The following is a 17668-nucleotide window of genomic DNA, read 5'->3' on the forward strand; positions in this document are numbered from 1 at the left end:
AGAATATGAGTAATGAAACGATGAAGATACCACAGGCGACAGCCAAACGGCTGCCCCTCTATTATCGATTTTTGAAAAATTTGCATAGTTCAGGCAAGCAAAGGGTTTCATCAGCAGAATTAAGTGAAGCGGTAAAAGTGGATTCGGCAACGATTCGACGCGATTTTTCTTATTTCGGCGCATTAGGGAAAAAGGGCTATGGATACAATGTCAATTACTTATTAACATTCTTCCGTAAAACACTTGACCAGGATGAATTGACTAAGGTTGCCTTAATCGGGGTGGGGAATCTTGGTACAGCCTTTTTAAACTATAATTTTTTAAAAAATAATAACACAAAAATTGCCTGTGCCTTTGATGTCGATCCGGCAAAAATGGGCACGATGATTCGTGAAGTACCTGTTTTTCACATGGATGAGTTGGAGAAAGTGTTAGTGGAGGAAGACATACATGTTGCCATTCTAACCGTTCCAGCCCAAGCAGCACAGATGATCACGGACCGGCTTGTGAATGCCAATGTAAAGGGGATCTTAAATTTCACCCCAGCAAGGTTAAATGTCACATCCTCAATCAGGGTACATCACATTGACTTGGCAGTAGAACTCCAGTCACTGGTCTACTTTTTAAAGCATTATCCGACAGTGGAAATAGAAGAATAATGTCGATTAAGACTTTTCACAGAAATTGTGGAAAGTTTTTTTATTGCCTTCTTTACAACGTAACAGTGTTATGTTACATTAAAAACCAGAAAGGGGATATTAAAAATGAGCGAGGGGTTAATTTCGAAAAAAGATTTATTAGATATGGCAGGAATCTCGTACGGTCAGCTGTATCGCTGGAAGAGAAAGGATCTAATTCCTGAGGACTGGTTTATTCGAAAATCAACGTTTACGGGGCAGGAAACCTTTTTTCCAAGAGAAAAGATTTTAGAGCGAATTGATAAGATTCAAACGATGAAAGAAAACCTATCATTGGATGAGCTGGCTGACATGTTTTCACCTAACGTAACAGAGTTGCATTTCACGAAAGAGGAACTGTTGGAGCGTAACATTGTTTCGAGTGCAGTAATGGACGTATATTTGGAAACTGAAAAGGGCGGAACACATTTTGATTTTTCAAGAATTCTTGAAGTCTATGTATTAGAGAAGCTGCTGCAGTCCGGAGAAGTTAATCTAGATGAAGGGAAAATGCTGCTTCAAGTCTTAAAGGATCATAGGGGATCGATCAAACAAAAAAATGCTGAGTTAGTGCTGACGAGAAAACTGGGGGTTTCATCCTGTTTATTACTGATCAATGCGGAAGCTGTTCAGTTTGACCAAGGGACGAAAGTGATGGTTCAGCTTTCACTCGTGAACTGTATGGAAGAGATTAAGGCGAAGTTATTATAAAGGAGAATGATCATGGATACGCAAAAAAGGGGAGACTTGAATATTAACGGCTTTGGCTCGGCAAACGGCGGGCAATTTCGCCATGTAACCATCAATGGCAAAGGAACCGTTAACAGTGATATCGACTGTGTCGAATTCGATTGCAATGGATCGGGAACGGTAAATGGAAATGTTGTAACGAACAAAGCTAAGATTAACGGAAACGGAAAAGTGAAAGGAAATCTTGACTGTAAATCATTATCAGTCGATGGAACGGCGAAAATTGAACATAACCTTTACGCGGAACAGTTCAACGTGGCGGGGAAGACCTCTGTCGGAGGAAAGCTAAAAGCGGAGGAAATCAGCATTAAGGGCAGGCTGACCGTTGAGGGAGATTGTGAAGCGGAATCGTTTAAAGCGGAGTCACTGTTTATCATTGGCGGGCTTTTAAATGCGGATGAAGTGGATATTAAGATTTTTGGAGAGTGCAAAGTTAGAGAAATAGGCGGGCAAACCATTCGTATTAAAGACAAACCGGCATTAATGGGATTATTTAAGTCGTTTATTCAAACCCAGCTGGAAACGGAATGTATCGAAGGGGACAAAATCGAATTAGAAAATACGAAGGCGGCTGTTGTCCGCGGCAACGAGATTACCATCGGGCCAAAATGTGAGATTGGTCTTGTTGAATATAGCGGAAAGCTTTCAGTTGACAAAAAGGCAGTTGTGAAAGAGTCGAGAAAGATATAAAGGGGGAGAAAGAAGTGGAAAAAGGTCAAAATCTGACGATCAATGGTTCAGGCAATTATCCTGGCGGCCGGTACGATAAGGTGAGCATCCGCGGGGAAGGGACGATTGAAAGTAATGTAGAATGTTCTACGTTTCATATATACGGCACGAGTGAGGCATTGGAGAATGTGAAAGCCGGATCTGTAAAAGTGATCGGTGAAACGGTAGTGATGGGGAAAATGGAGTCTGGTGACATGTTGGTAATGGGGACGTTGTCCATTGCTGGTGAATCAGCTTTGAAAAAAATCAAGATCCTTGGGACTCTTGAAGTGGGTGAGCGGCTTTCAGGTGAAACAGCTAATATAAAGGGCAGTATATCCGTGGGCGGCGACGTCGAATATGAGAGATTTGATTTAAGCGGCGGATTTGAAATAAAAGGTCTATTGAATGCGGATACGATTAATATTGCTCTCCGTTTTGGCAATAGTTCGGCTGAGGAAATCGGTGGTGGAAAGATCACAATTAAAAGAAAAACATCACTGCTTCCATTTGTTAAGGATGAGGGGTCACTAGTAGTGAAGGTAATTGAAGGCGATGAAGTATTCCTTGAAAATACGACAGCAGATATCGTCAGGGGTAAACTGGTTAAAGTCGGTTCAGGCTGTCAAATTGGCCGGGTAGAATATTCGACTGATTTTATTCAGGATAAGCATTCGACGGTTAAAATGTCGGAAAAGATCTAGAGGAGATTTACGGGAATGGATGGTCGTTGATAAAAGGCCCGAAGTCGTTGATAAAAGTTTAAAAGTCGTTGATAAAGTCCAAAAGACGTCGATAAACCAGTGAAATTTGTCGATAAAAGGCTCAAGGTTGTTGATAAAGGGCATCGCTTCTAAAAACGTATCAGAATCAGACCACGGCTAATAGATGGAGCGAATTATTGACAAAAAGACGCAAAAAGGGACCCCAACTCCGATGGAAATGCAGGGATCCCTTTTCTTATTTTTTCAATTGGTTTTTATATTTAAAATGAAAGGCCATCATTTTCAAACCCGAGCCAAAGTCAAATGTTGCCAGTAAGACAAGCAGGTAACTGAAAAAGCCCCAGCCGTTCTTTTGCACGTCGTCGATGGCAAAGAAGGTAAATACTGCACCAAGCAGAAAGTAAATAATTCCGGAAAACAAGGGTGAACGTTTCATAGAAATCCTCCGATAAAGTTTTGCAGCGCTTCAGCCTCACGCCTCAATCTCTCAATATCATCTTTGTAAACAGTTTGAACCAAAACAACCAAGGTATTCATCGTGACATGGGCAAAAATTGGTACGAGAATCCGCTTCGTTTTAACGTAAAGGAACGCGAAGGTGAAGCCCATGGCCGAATAAAGCAGGATGTGCTGAAACTCCATATGTGCCGCTGCAAAGATAACCGAGCTAATCAACGCCGAGATAAAAAAGTTAAAACGCTTGTACATAGCGCCAAAGATAATTTTTCGAAACACAATTTCTTCTAAGATCGGCCCAATGACGCTGGAAACAAGCATGGCAGCCGGCATGGTTTCGATAATTCGAAGGATATTTTGCGTATTCTCCGAACCCATATCAACACCTAAGCGTATTTCAATCATAATGGCTATGGCTTGTGATAAATAAGCTAAGAAGACGCCTGCAATCGCCCATATAACCGCTGCGCCAGCGGAAGAACCGCCTCTTTTTTCGAAATCGTTTGCCTTCATTTCTTTCCTTAGTAAAAAAAGAATGATGAATAGAGCAATTGAAAAACTGGCAATCAGCCAAACTGGGACAGCCAAACTTTGGCTGATTCCGAAGGCATGAAAACCCATTGTTAACAATGGAAGGCCGATAATGCCAGAAAGCTGCATAGCAAGGTACACAATGATGACAATCCAATATTCCTTTTTCAAATTTTAATCTCCTTTATAAACCACTCAGGTATGTTTAACGAATACATATTCTAGTTTTCCAATCATTATTATTCATTTTACTCTTAAAACTGGAACGGTTTCAATTTAGAAGAACTTTTTCAAAAAGAAGGTATAGAATGACGAGTTTTTCACATACTTGATAAGGTTGTAAAAAAGCAAAATTCTTTTGTAAAATTTTATGCTTCATACTTGCAAAAGATTTTCAGATTCATTATTATAATAATTGTGTTAGCACTCATTCATAGAGAGTGCTAATAAGTCAGAATTACATATATTTTGAGGAGGTTGTTTGATTTGTTAAGACCATTAGGTGATCGCATTGTCATTGAGCTTGTTGAATCAGAAGAAAAAACTGCAAGCGGGATCGTATTACCGGATTCAGCGAAGGAAAAGCCTCAAGAAGGAAAAGTTGTTGCCGTTGGCACTGGCCGCGTACTTGAAAGCGGAGAACGTGTAGCACTTGAAGTTGCTGTTGGCGACCGCATTATCTTCTCAAAATACGCTGGTACTGAAGTGAAGTACGAAGGCGTAGAATACTTACTTTTACGTGAAAACGATATCCTTGCTGTAATTAGCTAATTAGAATAGAAAGGCGCAAGCGACCGTTTAGCAGCGTATGGACTGGAGCACTTCGACTGAGATAAAGGAAACACGGAGAGCGTTAGCGATCCGATGTTAACTTATCGTAGGGAGAAGAGCGAAGTACACTAGCTGCTGGGAGCTGGAGCTGGACAGTTATCGAATATTAAGAATAAATTATGGTTTAGAAAATACGAGGAGGTTTTTGAACAATGGCTAAAGAGATTAAGTTTAGTGAAGACGCGCGCCGCGCAATGCTACGTGGTGTTGATACACTTGCAGATACAGTAAAAGTTACTCTCGGACCTAAAGGACGCAACGTGGTTCTTGAGAAAAAATTTGGTTCACCGCTTATCACAAATGACGGTGTAACCATCGCTAAAGAAATCGAATTAGAAGATGCATTCGAAAACATGGGTGCAAAGCTTGTTGCTGAAGTTGCAAGCAAAACAAACGATGTTGCCGGTGACGGTACAACAACTGCAACAGTTCTTGCTCAAGCGATGATCCGCGAAGGCTTAAAGAACGTTACAGCTGGTGCGAACCCAATGGGTATCCGCAAAGGAATTGAAAAGGCTGTTAGTGTAGCAGTTCAAGAATTAAAAGCTATTTCAAAACAAATCGAAGGCAAAGAGTCAATCGCTCAAGTTGCTGCGATTTCTTCAGATGACAAAGAAGTGGGCCAATTAATCGCGGAAGCAATGGAGCGCGTGGGCAACGACGGCGTTATCACAATCGAAGAATCAAAAGGCTTCACTACTGAATTAGATGTAGTAGAAGGTATGCAATTCGATCGCGGTTACACTTCTGCTTACATGGTAACAAACACAGATAAAATGGAAGCTGTATTAGAAAATCCATATATCTTAATCACTGACAAGAAGATTTCCAGCATTCAAGAAATCCTTCCAGTTCTTGAGCAAGTAGTACAACAAAGCAAGCCATTACTATTGATCGCTGAAGATATTGAAGGGGAAGCACTTTCTACTTTAGTACTGAACAAACTTCGCGGAACTTTCAATGCTGTGGCAGTTAAAGCACCTGGCTTTGGTGACCGCCGTAAAGCAATGCTTGAAGATATCGCTGCCTTAACTGGCGGTGAAGTGATCACTGAAGAGCTTGGCCGTGAATTAAAAACAACTACAATCACATCTTTAGGACGCGCTTCTAAAGTTGTTGTAACGAAAGAAAATACAACAATCGTTGAAGGTGCAGGGGCTACTGAAGAAATTCAAGCTCGTGTAAACCAAATTCGCGTTCAATTAGAAGAAACAACTTCTGAATTCGACCGTGAAAAATTACAAGAGCGCTTAGCTAAATTAGCTGGCGGTGTAGCAGTTATCAAAGTTGGTGCTGCAACTGAAACAGAATTAAAAGAGCGCAAACTTCGCATCGAAGACGCTTTGAACGCAACTCGTGCTGCTGTTGAAGAAGGTATTGTATCCGGTGGTGGTGTAGCCCTTCTTAACGTATACAGCAAAGTGTCTGAAGTTCAAGCGGAAGGTGACGTGGCTACAGGTATCAACATCGTCCTACGTGCGATGGAAGAGCCAGTTCGCACAATCGCTCAAAACGCTGGACTTGAAGGATCTGTCATTGTTGACCGCTTAAAGCGCGAAACTGTCGGCACAGGCTTCAACGCAGCAACTGGCGAGTGGGTAAACATGATCGAAGCCGGTATCGTTGACCCAACTAAGGTTACACGTTCAGCACTTCAAAACGCAGCATCTGTTGCAGCTATGTTCTTAACAACTGAAGCAGTTGTAGCTGACAAACCAGAACCAGCTGGTGCAGGCATGGGTATGCCTGACATGGGCGGTATGGGTGGAATGGGCGGCATGATGTAATCTGCCCCCTCAGACCCTTGATATGATTGGGTTTTGTAGCAATATGATAGTAATTTGCTAACATAGAGGATTTTAATAGAGGCTTCTCATAAGTTCACTGAACTTTTGGGAAGCTTCTTTTTTTATTTCCTACGTTATAATATAGAAATAGAGTTGTTTTGTTATCAAGGGAAATTAGGAGGAAGGGGTGAGTCAAATTGGGGTAACGGTAAAGGACATCTTACAATTGCCATCCTTAAGGGGAGCAGAGGTATTAACGGGGAAAAATAATTTAAATCGAACTGTCTCATCTTTATCTGTATTAGAGGTTTCTAATTTTGACTTTTTCTCTAAGGCCAATCAAGCGGTTCAGGAAGAGTGGTATGCTGAAGAGCTTGTCATCAGCTCTTTTTATTCCATTAAAGATAGTGTGGAAAAACAATGTGAAACGATTCAACACTTACATGATCTGGGGGAGTTAGGCTTAATTTTATATTATGTGGGAATTATCATGCCGGAAATACCGGAAGATGTCCTGAAATTAGCCGACTCACAAGATTTTATCATCATTTGTATGCCTAAAAATGATTATTCTCTTCGCTATAATGAAGTAATCTATGAAGTGATGGAAACGATTGTGAGCAATCAGACGGTTAATGATAATTTTGTTAAGGAAGCTTTGGAAAAGGTATCCTTGTTGCCAGAACATATGCGCAGCGTGGAAATTACCCTTAAATTGTTATCTGATCGCCTAAAAGCGAATATCCTGCTGACGAATTTACAGTTTGAAGTTGTGAATCAAATCATGTGGCCTCGTAATTCATCTTTAGATGTATTGAAAGTAATCAGGGAGTGTTCACAACATATAGCGGATGGAAGAACGGTAATACAAGAGGTAGATATTAATACCTTATCATGTTTCGTGGAATACAAAAGTATTCAGCAAAAAAATGGAGAGCTTCTTTATCTTTTTGTTATTAAAGAAAATACTAAATTACCTGCTAAGGTGATTGATAAAATTAGTGAAGTTGTACAAGTAGCCATTAATCTCTGGGGAGATAAACATGATGAGGTGAGTGAGTATGCATTGGTAAAAGCGATTATTAATGATGAAAGCGATAAAATGCGAAGGCTGGCTAATCTCCTACATATTGATGTATCCGCTATTCAAATGATGTGGTTAGTGTATATTAACGATTTGTCTGATGAAAAGAGTATTAGAGATGAGCTGGAAGAGGAGCTTTCGAAGTATTATAAAACGGCAGTTATTCAAACGATTGATCATTGCATTATCGTCCTCCTAGGGAATTATTTATATAAACACCCTGAATTTGAGATTGCAGCCGAGTTTATCGAAACGACGAATTATTACCCTCAAATATCAGAAATTGTTTATTCACCGAAAATGAGAAATACTCAAGATGTACGTCGTATGTATCAGTTGGTAAATAAAGTGGGTAAGAAAGTCCATACCATCTATCCAATGCGTAAATTGTATACAACAGCGGAAGTCCGATCCATGGATAGAGCCATTGATTTCAGTAAGCAAGGGGAAGAAAAGATAGAAGAATGGTTGTCAATCATTGCCCCCATTGTAAATGACGAGGAATCTTTGAGGACATTGATGACCTTTCTTTTAGATGCAAAGGGGAATTTTGATGAGTGTGGAAGACTTCTTTTTATCCACAAAAATACAGTGAAGTATCGAATTAGAAAAATCAGCGAATTGATTGGATGCGATGTAACGGCCTATTCCGAATTTTATGATGTCTATATAGCCTGTATGATTTACCGGGTGGTTAATCACTAGAAAAATCTGAATTCTTGTCAAAATAGACAAAAATTCAGATTTTTTTTTTCCTTTTGAAAAAGACTTACCACCATTCTTTCTTTTATAATAAGAAAAATTAATCAGGAACAAGGGAGGAAGCAATATGAGAAGGGATGGAGAATATCAGTCGTGGTATAGTTTGGGAATTATCTGGGCAGGTGCAATGATTTGTATACCAAGTCTGTTAGTAGGGAATGCACTTATTTCTGGTATGAGCTTACCTAAAACATTGCTCGTTACTTTTGTTGGATATTCCATTGTAGTAATCCTTATGATTTTGCAAGGGATTCAAAGCAGTGATTTAGGAAGACCGACCGTTCAAGTCGCAGGACATGTGTTTGGAAAAAAGGGATCTCGAACGATATTATCGATTATTTTAGCCATTGCTTGCTTAGGCTGGTTTGGGATCCAGGCCAATGTTTGCGGGGCAGCGTTAGCTAGTTTGTTAGCTGTGTATGATATTAGTGTTCCTGTCCCATTTGCTTCTTTAATTTGTGGTTTAGTAATGGTGGTTTCTGCCATTTACGGAATCAAAGTGCTTCGGATATTAAGTTATATTGCCGTCCCTTTATTGGTTGTCATTTGTGTATATGGTTTAATTCACACGCTGACTGGAGGAAATTTGCAGGCTATTCAGAACTACACACCTAAAGGCAATATGAGTTTTATGGACGGACTTGCGGTAACGATTGGTTCGTTTGCATTGGGTGCCGTAATAGCTGGTGATTATTCTGAATTTTCGAAAAAACGTTCAGATGTTTTGAAAGCTGCAACCTTTGGAATCATCCCCGCGGGAGTGTTAATGATTGGTGTAGGGGCTGTATTAACCATTGCTTATCAAACAAGTGATATCACGGGCATCTTTCTAAAAATAGCCACTCCCTTTATTGGTGGTGTTGCTTTGATTTTAGCTACATGGAAAACAAATCTAGTAAATGCCATTTCGGGTGGAATAGCTTTGATTAATGTTTTTAACGTTTCTAAGGAAAAGGAAAAACTGGCCGTCGGTATTGCTGGAACAATAGGGACATTGTTGGCAGTGGCTGGGATACTAAATTTCTTTACACCGATTATGTCGATTTTATCAGCCATGATTCCGCCGGTAGCAGGTGTCATGATCGCGTCTTATTGGGTGATGAATAAAGGTGACAAATATAGCTGGAGGGAAATGGAAGGCGTAAATTGGTTAGGTGTTTTTTCATGGCTGGTAGGGGCTGTCATTGCAAGTATTCCTGTTGTTTTATCTTTATTCCCAAGTTTACCCCATGTCTCTAATCAGCCATTGATCGGGATTATCATTTCATTTGTTATTTATTTTGCCGGGCACCGTATATTTGCCCAAAAGACTGTCATATTGGAGGAAAATAGATGAGATATTTAGATAAAGAATCCATTGAAAATATTGCGATTGGAGCTGCTTTTTTAGGAACAGGCGGCGGGGGAGATCCTTATATTGGGAAATTGATGGCTCTTTCCGCCATTGAAAAAAATGGACCGGTCAGATTATATTCAGTAGATGAAATTGGGGATGACGACTTTTTTATTCCTGCTGCAATGATGGGGGCACCCTCTGTTTTAGTAGAGAAGTTTCCAAAAGGAGATGAGTTTGTTAAGGTCTTCCAAAAACTGGCGCGATATTTAGGGAAAGAAAAAATTGCAGGAACCTATCCAATGGAGGCAGGCGGAGTGAATTCAATGGTCCCGATTGTTGTGGCAGCACAGCTGAATTTACCGTTGATTGACTGTGATGGTATGGGGCGTGCCTTCCCTGAATTGCAAATGGTGACATTTAACCTAGATGGCATTTCGGCGACTCCGATGGCTATAACGGATGAAAAAGGGAATATTGGGATTTTTGAAACCACTGATAATAAATGGACAGAGCGCTTAGCTCGGACAGCGACTGTGGAGATGGGAGCAAGTTCCTTAGTTAGTTTGTATCCAACGACTGGTGCTCAGATCAAGAAGAGTGGAGTCCATCATATCGTTACCCTCTCTGAACAGATTGGCGAAATTATTTCTTCAAAAGGCAAGGAAGCGAAAGAAAAACTTCAAGAATTGTTAAAACTAGTATCTGGTTATGAATTATTCCAAGGTAAAATTGTCGACGTTATTCGTGAAACGAAGGGAGGATTTAACCTTGGAAAAATAATTCTTGAAGGAATTAACGTGAATAAAGACGAAAAGATGAAGGTCCATTTTCAAAATGAAAATTTACTTGCTGAAAAAAATGATCAAGTTGTCGCTATGACCCCGGATTTACTTTGTCTAGTGGATTATGAAACATTACTGCCAGTTACAACTGAAAGTTTAAAATATGGAAAACGTGTACGCGTGATTGGATTGCCAGCTCATCCGAAATGGAGGACTGAAAAGGGAATCGAAACAGCAGGTCCTAAGTATTTTGGATATGATTACGATTATGTTCCAATAGAGGAATTGGTTAAAAAGGCGGTTGTTGAACATGTATAGAATTGGAATTGATGTTGGTGGAACAAATACAGATGCGATCATTTTAGATGAAAATCGCAACCTCATTCATAGTGTAAAATCTCCAACAAGTTTAGATATTAAGACCGGGATTGAAAGTGCGTTGCGAGATTTAATAAAAGAAAGCGGTATTGACCGGACGAAAATCACTCATGCGATGTTAGGGACAACCCAGTGTACAAATGCGATTGTTGAGCGGAAAAAATTAGCCCGCGTTGGTGTTATTCGTTTAGGATACCCTGCTACTGCCTCCGTCCTCCCTTACACTGCCTGGCCGGAAGATATCGTTGAAAAACTATCAGGGAACTATGCGCTTGTTCACGGCGGCTATGAATATGATGGTCAAGTATTGGGAGAACTTGATGAAGATGAAATTAAAACACTATTAGAAGAATGGCAAGATAAAGTAGAGTCAATTGCCGTGGTTGGCGTTTTTTCCTCTATCAAAAATGATCAAGAACTCAGGGTTCGAGATCTTATCCAAGAAGTATATGGTGCAGAATTTCCTGTTTCATGCTCTTCCTTGATTGGCTCCATCGGTTTAATCGAACGCGAAAATGCGACGATTTTAAATGCGGCATTATGTAAAGTAATTGAAACGACGACAGAAGGGTTTGTTCATGCCTTGGAAGAGGAAGGGATCTCGGGTGTGGAAGTGTATTTATGTCAGAATGACGGAACGTTAATGTCGATTGAATATGCCAAACATTTCCCTATACTAACGATAGCATGCGGACCAACCAATAGTATACGAGGTGCTTCTTATTTAGCAGAGATCAAAGACACGATGGTTCTTGATGTGGGCGGGACGACTTCTGATATCGGGGTCTTACAAGACGGATTTCCAAGAGAGTCTTCTGTAGCCGTTGAAGTAGGGGATATCCGGACAAATTTTAGAATGCCAGATATTATTTCTGTTGGACTGGGCGGAGGAAGTATTGTTCGAGTGGATAACGGTAAGATTACTGTGGGGCCTGATAGTGTAGGATACAAGATTGGTCAAGAAGCACTTGTCTTTGGCGGGAATACGCTTACTGCAACGGATATTGCTGTTCGTCTTGGATTAGCTGATGTTGGTGATAAGAGTTTAGTAGTACATATTGATGAAGAGTTTGCTAAGGAAGTTCAATTGGAAATTTCCATTCTAATTGAACAAGCTATTGATAAAATGAAAACTTCGTCAGAAGATGTTCAACTCGTTATCGTAGGTGGAGGCAGTATTATTGTTCCAGATACGATTCGCGGGGTATCCCATATTCTTAAAGCTGAGCATGGGGGTGTCGCAAATGCGATTGGTGCATCGATTGCTCAAATAAGCGGGCAGTATGAACAGATCTATATCTATTCTAAAGAAACACGTGAGGAATCATTGAAAGATGCACAAGAAAAGGCAGTGCGACAAGCGGTTCTAGCTGGAGCCGTTTCTAATACGATTGAATTAGTTGAAGTGGAAGAAACCCCACTTGCTTATCATCCGGAAAACGCAACAAGATTAAGAGTAAAAGTTGTTGGGAAAATGGAATAAAGGCATACTTAAAAACGAGATGCTGTCATTTTGCTAACACAATCTCATTATAGGGGCGGCATGATGTAATCTGCCCCTTAATCTCTTTATATTTTAAGGGGTGAATGTAACTTGAAGTATTTTTTGATTAAGGCTTCTCTAAAGTTCACCGAACTTTAGAGAAGCCTCTTTATTCATCTCTTTTGTTCGTTCAGGATTTAGCTCTGCTATTTTCAATAAGCGTCTCATACGATTATCTAATTTTTTATATAAATCGGGTAATCAGGTATTTCCTAATAATCATCAATGATTTTTTGGAAAATCATCCAAGGTCAAAATAAAATCCACCAGCACATCCTGATATTCTCTCACCGAATCGACAAAAACCATTTCGTTCTCTCCATGCCAGTCGCTGCCAACGGGACCAAATTCAACGGCTGAACCTCCGTACTTGTTGAAAAACTGTCCATCGTTGGAACCATGCTGACCGAATATGGTTACTTTTTCGAGCTGGGTGATTCGTTTAATTGATTCGCCCAATGCTTCTACATAAGGATTGTCTGCTTTGGTTTTGACCGGATTATTGCAATTATGGATTGTTACCGTACCGTCTGTTATTTCCTGAATCTGATGAACAATATCCTCCGGAGACTGGTCTGGCAGATATCTGATATCCAGGAACATTTCACATAGATCCGGTACCTTATTATAGACGGTACCTCCTTGGATCTTTGCGAGATTGATAGATGGCTTAGTAAACATAGGGGAGCTTTCTTGTGCAAAAGGAAGCTCTAAAATTTCTTCAAAGAGATTAATCGCTTTGGTTATTGCATTCGTACCTTCCCATGGACGACTCCCATGGGCTGATTTCCCCTGGATGGTAATATCGAGCTGAAGTACGCCTTTGGATTGGATGGCAATCCCCATATTTGTTGGTTCACCACAAATAATAAAATCTCCTAAATAGCCACTTTCTGTTAAATATTTAGTCCCGTTGATGCCGCCGGTCTCCTCGTCTGGAACGATTTGAAGCATGACCCTGGAAGTTAAGTCCCTGTCTTTCAAATATGCTGCTGCCACCATGAAGGAAGCGACTCCTGCCTTCATATCCACTGTACCGCGGCCATACATTTTTCCATCTTCGAAATAGGGTTGGAACTGTCTTTCCTCCGCTTCAATGACATCGATATGTCCGTTTAGTACAACCGTATGATCACCTTGGCCTATTTCACAAACCAGCATGTGAAACCCATTATTCACTAACTTTTTTACGGGGAGGCCATGGTCTGTTAACCATTGTTCACAATAGGCAATCGCTTCATTTGCACCTGCTTTTGTAGAGCTGTCTATTTTAATTAGTTCTTCTAATAAGGGGATTGGATCGCCCATTTTATCGATCCTCCATTTTTTCAAGTTTGATCAAACGTTTTACTTTCAATGTTACTCTTGAAGTGCTTGCACCACCTTTTGTTTATTTATCGAAACAACAGTGTCATGTCGTGCTAGCTCGATATCATGTGTTTGACGCAGCCATTCCTCTTGCACCTGTTTACCGGCGGTTAGCGCAATGATTGCCGCTGGAATATCAGCTCCTGCTGAATGGGTAAAAGCATAACCGCCGCCAAAGCGGGGGTTGATATCAATAACGTAATAATCAGTACCATTGAAATAGACATCCGTGTTCATATAGCCTGCATGGCCAAAGCCTTTACCTAATCGCTGTGCGATTTCTGTTAATTCCGGGCTATTGACCGTAATGCACCGATCGATATCTCCGCCCCTCATACCTAATTGCTTTCGGGCGAATGAAGTAAGAAAGCGGCCATTTAAATCGTTAAACATATCCAAACTAAACTTATCACCTTCAATCACTTCCTGAATAATGACATTTTCCTCCGGTTCTCTGGATGTGTCGCCATCCAATGGACTTTCCTTAATCTTTCGGACGACAAGCTGATAGGCAAATTCTAAATCCTCTACATTATCGATAGTTTCTACACCTATTGAGGCCGAACCGTTACGGGGCTTCACGATTAACGGAAAGGATACTTCTTGTTTTTCCAATGCCTTCTTCGCATCATCAACATTGAGGTAGGAAAGCGGAGTCTTAACGCCAAACGGATCCAGCAGCCCCCGGTACTTTCCCTTGTCCCGTACCTTTTCGACAATAGCTAAATCCGGCGCAAATACGGATACACCTAATTTCTCCAGTTCTTTTTTGTTTGCAGCTATTTGGGGTACTTCCCAATCATTCAATGGAACAAGACAGTTCACATGATGTTTCTTACAAATCTCCACTATTGTTTCCATATAATTTGAATCCGTTTGCTGTGGAATTACATAGTTTTCGTCTCCTGCTTGGAGCGATGGGGCATTATATTCAGGATCAGCAGTAATTACTTTCCCGTTGATACCAGCATTTTTTAAAGCATCCTGAAAAAATCCTACAAAGTCTATTCTTCTTGCAGTTGATGTCAATAAGATATTCAATTTATTCCACTCCTCGCAGTTTAAATCAGTTGCTAGAAAATAATTTATTACTATTTACCCGCCATGTTAAAATTTAACCCTCCATAATAGTTTTCTCTGGATTAATAGAATTACAAAAAACAGGAGTTTGGTCACGAGTAAATGTTTAACATGGAGATATACATTTATAGTTGTTTCATCACTTGTATGACCTAAACGTTCCGTGATCGGAGATGCCTTCGTGCCTAGAGAACAAAAGAAACGGCGTCGTTTTAGGATTATTTTGATAAGGAGAGCAGCATGGATGGATTCCAGGCTGCTCGCTTTTTTGATAATGGGCACTTCTAGGGCAAAATAATATGCTGAAAAATTTCATTTTACTCAGGTTTTCCTGATGAAAGTCCCAGCTATTTGGCTATAAAGTTAAAAAGAAAAGGTAGGATTAGTACGAGGGCGATGGCTCTTTTTTGGTAGAGAAGAAGGGAAGAGTCGGCGTTACTTAAAACAAAATATGCAATTGAAAATGAATGAAGCTGTTGCTACCAATGCTCGCAACAGCTTCCAGTTAGATATTAAAGGTGTAGATCCCTGTCAAGCACAGCTTCTATAGGTATAGGGGCTACCTTCGAACGTTCTAAAGCCGGTGTATCGGGACGTGCTGCCTGATAGATGGCCGCGCCTAGTACTTGAGCTGTTTTTAATAGTTTTTCTTTGCTTATTAATTCAATTTTATCATTTGGAGAATGGTATTCCGGTTCTAAAGGAGCATACGAAAAGACGGCTGCAGGAATTCCAACCTCAGTAAATGGCTGGTGGTCACTCCTTCCGACCTGGTTATACGAAATCGCCTCATATAACCTAGTTCCTGCTGAATTTCCTAAAGTGGTGACGGTATTTGGTTTGCCATCTACTGTAAACATTGCAAATTTCCCGGCATTTTTGCTTCCTACCATGTCCATATTAAACATTGCAACTGTACGGTTAATTTCATCCTTGGAAAGCTGCTTAGTATAATGATAGGATCCTAGCAAACCTCTTTCTTCTGCACCAAACGTAATAAAACGAATTTCGGTATCAGTAGGGGTGTTTGCCAGTACTCTAGCTAACTCCAATAAAACAGACGTTCCTGATGCGTTATCACTTGCTCCAGTACCAACTGCAACGGAATCATGGTGGGCCCCAATCATGATAATTTGCTTCGTATCTTTATTGGCTTGCGGTTTTTTTGTGGCAATGACATTATGGGAGGTTGCCATGATAAACTTCGCACCTTCAATTCGCATTGTGCCTGTAAGAGTTGTTTGTCCCAAAGTAGAAACTAATGCGTCCCCCTCTGCTTTGGTCATGTATAAGGTTGGAAGATTCGATTCATCAGCTGCAAGGTTAGAAGTGGGTAATCCTGCTACATCGTTGATAATAACAACTCCACTTGCCCCGGCATTTTTCGCATTTGACATTTTTGTTGCAAATGGAATTCCTCCGCCTCGATGAACCAAAGCAATGTTTCCGGATACATCTTTTCCAGCCACTTCAGCTTCACTTCCAAGGCCAACATATACCAACTTACTGCTCATTCCACCGGATGGTGTATTTTGCGAGTAACCAAAAGCCGTTACCTGATAACTCGTTCCATTTACAGAAAAAGAGGCTGTCGTTGGTCTGTTGTAGCTGGATACAAATTTAAATGGCTGGATCTCCACATTATTGAAGCCATATTGCTTAAATTGATTTGCTATGTACTCCACAGTTTGGTCTTCCTTTGCCGTGCCTGCTACACGCGAGCCGATCGTCTCCGCCAGATAAGAAACATTTTCATAAATACGATCGACATCAATACGTTTTACAACCTTGTTGTCAAAGGCTTGTTGGGATGGATTGTCCTTTGTCTCTGCAAAAGCAGAGTGTGAAGCTGCTAATAAACTTCCAATAAGAATTGTTGTACCTACAATCTTCGAACCCTTTTTCAAAATCTTTCTCCTCCCTATTTAATAATCTAGTTAATTATATAGTCATAGTGTAAACGTCTTCAATGGGAGGTTTTGTCGTATTATGACTAGTACTGCTGAATGATTGTGAGAAGGAATATTCTTCAAATTTATAGTCAAAGGCAATCAGTTAGACATAGCATCTCTTTATGAGGTGCTTTTTGTATACCGTCCTAGGCATTTCGAAAGCCTGACACATGGGGTACTCGAATTGGTGAAGAAACCGATTTTTGCTCTTTGCTCATTTTATTAGTTCGTTTATTGGGTAAAAATGTGATTTCATAATAGACGGATTAGTCATTTATTGGTATTATTTAATAAACCGACTGGTCGTTTTTAGTTTTGGAGGTGAAAAGGTTGAAGAGAGGCCGTACATGTCCTTCGAGTAAAAAGATTACCGTCAGCCTGCATATGGAAGGATGGTTATGGAATGTGGTGGATCAGGTAGCGGATAATCGTTCGAAATTCTTTCGTGAGTTGTTACTGGATGAAATGAGAGAAGAACTGGTTTCCCAAAAAGTAATGGCAGAGAACGGTGAGGTAACGGAGCTTTTAGGGGAAGTTTATCTTAGCATAAACATATATAAGAGCAAATTAAAAGCTGCCGTTGCCGAGAGGCTGCCGGTGCGGAGTAAAATAAGAGTGACTGCCCAAGACGAGTTAAGAAGCAAAATAATGGGGATTCATTTGGAAAAGTGGTTATGTGATATTGCTGGAAAAATCGCACACAACCGTTCTGTTTTATTCAAAAACCTGTTAATTAAAACAATAAAAGCGGAACTATTACGGGCCGGGTTAGTGGAGAAGGATACCTTCATGACCGAAGAAAATGCGGAATCTTATATTCTTTTGAAGCGGCAACTAACAATGCATGTAAGTTAAACGATTGAATCGATCACCTATAGAAGGATATGGTACAATTTTTTTAAGAAAAGCGGGCTTTCA

The 17668-nt window shown here is 40.4% G+C and carries 16 protein-coding genes; 11 read left to right on the top strand and 5 right to left on the bottom strand.

Going from position 1 to position 17668, the window contains the following annotated elements; genetic code table 11:
• Positions 1-5: 5 nt before the first annotated feature.
• The 4 genes from ACO1D1_RS26930 to ACO1D1_RS26945 all read left to right on the top strand — a co-directional run bounded on the left by ACO1D1_RS26930 (position 6) and on the right by ACO1D1_RS26945 (position 2839).
• Entirely contained in the window at positions 6-659 is a 654-nt protein-coding gene (locus tag ACO1D1_RS26930; protein WP_149868245.1) for a redox-sensing transcriptional repressor Rex, read from the top strand.
• A gap of 105 nt (positions 660-764) precedes the next feature.
• Positions 765-1388 (top strand): YhbD family protein, encoded by a 624-nt coding sequence (locus ACO1D1_RS26935; protein ID WP_423337678.1) that lies wholly within the window; start codon positions 765-767, stop codon positions 1386-1388.
• 12 nt (positions 1389-1400) lie between these two features.
• Entirely contained in the window at positions 1401-2117 is a 717-nt protein-coding gene (locus ACO1D1_RS26940) for a polymer-forming cytoskeletal protein (protein WP_423337679.1), read from the top strand.
• A 14-nt stretch (positions 2118-2131) separates the two neighbouring features.
• A complete protein-coding gene (locus ACO1D1_RS26945; RefSeq protein WP_423337680.1) occupies positions 2132-2839 on the top strand; it encodes a cytoplasmic protein in 708 nt (235 codons plus the stop codon).
• Positions 2840-3095: 256 nt separating this feature from the next.
• On the opposite strand, the gene ACO1D1_RS26950 is transcribed toward ACO1D1_RS26945, so the two are convergent.
• The gene (locus ACO1D1_RS26950) at positions 3096-3296 is read right to left on the bottom strand and encodes a YdiK family protein (protein WP_423337681.1); all 201 of its coding nucleotides are present in this window, start codon (positions 3294-3296) and stop codon (positions 3096-3098) included.
• Positions 3293-4018 (bottom strand): lysostaphin resistance A-like protein, encoded by a 726-nt coding sequence (locus ACO1D1_RS26955; RefSeq protein ID WP_423337682.1) that lies wholly within the window; start codon positions 4016-4018, stop codon positions 3293-3295. The genes ACO1D1_RS26950 and ACO1D1_RS26955 overlap by 4 nt, the downstream gene beginning before the upstream one ends.
• Before the next feature lie 315 nt (positions 4019-4333).
• Here ACO1D1_RS26955 and groES point away from each other — a divergent pair, with 315 nt between their 5' ends.
• From groES to ACO1D1_RS26985, 6 genes are all read left to right on the top strand, one after another.
• Complete coding sequence (gene groES / locus ACO1D1_RS26960) at positions 4334-4618, top strand: co-chaperone GroES (protein ID WP_149868251.1); 285 nt, start codon at positions 4334-4336, stop codon at positions 4616-4618.
• A gap of 212 nt (positions 4619-4830) precedes the next feature.
• Entirely contained in the window at positions 4831-6465 is a 1635-nt protein-coding gene (gene groL / locus ACO1D1_RS26965; protein WP_423337683.1) for a chaperonin GroEL, read from the top strand.
• Positions 6466-6652: 187 nt separating this feature from the next.
• Entirely contained in the window at positions 6653-8254 is a 1602-nt protein-coding gene (locus tag ACO1D1_RS26970; RefSeq protein WP_423337684.1) for a PucR family transcriptional regulator, read from the top strand.
• A 124-nt stretch (positions 8255-8378) separates the two neighbouring features.
• Positions 8379-9647 (top strand): cytosine permease, encoded by a 1269-nt coding sequence (locus ACO1D1_RS26975; protein ID WP_423337685.1) that lies wholly within the window; start codon positions 8379-8381, stop codon positions 9645-9647.
• On the top strand, positions 9644-10747 hold the full coding sequence (locus tag ACO1D1_RS26980) for a DUF917 domain-containing protein (RefSeq protein WP_423337686.1): 1104 nt from the start codon (positions 9644-9646) through the stop codon (positions 10745-10747). Before ACO1D1_RS26975 ends, ACO1D1_RS26980 begins: the two co-directional genes overlap by 4 nt.
• On the top strand, positions 10740-12290 hold the full coding sequence (locus ACO1D1_RS26985; protein WP_423337687.1) for a hydantoinase/oxoprolinase N-terminal domain-containing protein: 1551 nt from the start codon (positions 10740-10742) through the stop codon (positions 12288-12290). The genes ACO1D1_RS26980 and ACO1D1_RS26985 overlap by 8 nt, the downstream gene beginning before the upstream one ends.
• A gap of 282 nt (positions 12291-12572) precedes the next feature.
• Here the strand turns inward: ACO1D1_RS26985 and ACO1D1_RS26990 are convergent, their stop codons facing one another.
• The 3 genes from ACO1D1_RS26990 to ACO1D1_RS27000 all read right to left on the bottom strand — a co-directional run bounded on the left by ACO1D1_RS26990 (position 12573) and on the right by ACO1D1_RS27000 (position 16705).
• A complete protein-coding gene (locus tag ACO1D1_RS26990; protein WP_423337688.1) occupies positions 12573-13658 on the bottom strand; it encodes a M20 family metallopeptidase in 1086 nt (361 codons plus the stop codon).
• Between the two features lie 51 nt (positions 13659-13709).
• On the bottom strand, positions 13710-14759 hold the full coding sequence (locus ACO1D1_RS26995; protein WP_149868257.1) for an ATP-grasp domain-containing protein: 1050 nt from the start codon (positions 14757-14759) through the stop codon (positions 13710-13712).
• Positions 14760-15310: 551 nt separating this feature from the next.
• Positions 15311-16705: a DUF4910 domain-containing protein gene (locus tag ACO1D1_RS27000; protein WP_223820863.1), complete on the bottom strand. Its 1395-nt coding sequence runs from the start codon at positions 16703-16705 to the stop codon at positions 15311-15313.
• A gap of 375 nt (positions 16706-17080) precedes the next feature.
• Here ACO1D1_RS27000 and ACO1D1_RS27005 point away from each other — a divergent pair, with 375 nt between their 5' ends.
• Positions 17081-17605, top strand: coding sequence for a hypothetical protein (locus ACO1D1_RS27005; RefSeq protein ID WP_149868258.1), 525 nt, complete (start codon positions 17081-17083; stop codon positions 17603-17605).
• The last annotated feature ends 63 nt before the right edge of the window (positions 17606-17668 follow it).

Source organism: Neobacillus sp. 19, from assembly GCF_049463095.1.
In the GTDB taxonomy this organism is placed as follows: Bacteria; Bacillota; Bacilli; order Bacillales; family Cytobacillaceae; genus Neobacillus.

Coding starts and splice junctions, on each gene's coding strand:
- ACO1D1_RS26930 (WP_149868245.1), top strand. CDS start 6: ATGAGTAATGAAACGATGAAGATACCACAGGCGACAGCCAAACGGCTG.
- groL (WP_423337683.1), top strand. CDS start 4,831: ATGGCTAAAGAGATTAAGTTTAGTGAAGACGCGCGCCGCGCAATGCTA.
- ACO1D1_RS26990 (WP_423337688.1), bottom strand. CDS start 13,658: ATGGGCGATCCAATCCCCTTATTAGAAGAACTAATTAAAATAGACAGC.
- ACO1D1_RS26980 (WP_423337686.1), top strand. CDS start 9,644: ATGAGATATTTAGATAAAGAATCCATTGAAAATATTGCGATTGGAGCT.
- ACO1D1_RS26985 (WP_423337687.1), top strand. CDS start 10,740: ATGTATAGAATTGGAATTGATGTTGGTGGAACAAATACAGATGCGATC.
- ACO1D1_RS26975 (WP_423337685.1), top strand. CDS start 8,379: ATGAGAAGGGATGGAGAATATCAGTCGTGGTATAGTTTGGGAATTATC.
- ACO1D1_RS26940 (WP_423337679.1), top strand. CDS start 1,401: ATGGATACGCAAAAAAGGGGAGACTTGAATATTAACGGCTTTGGCTCG.
- ACO1D1_RS26935 (WP_423337678.1), top strand. CDS start 765: ATGAGCGAGGGGTTAATTTCGAAAAAAGATTTATTAGATATGGCAGGA.
- ACO1D1_RS26950 (WP_423337681.1), bottom strand. CDS start 3,296: ATGAAACGTTCACCCTTGTTTTCCGGAATTATTTACTTTCTGCTTGGT.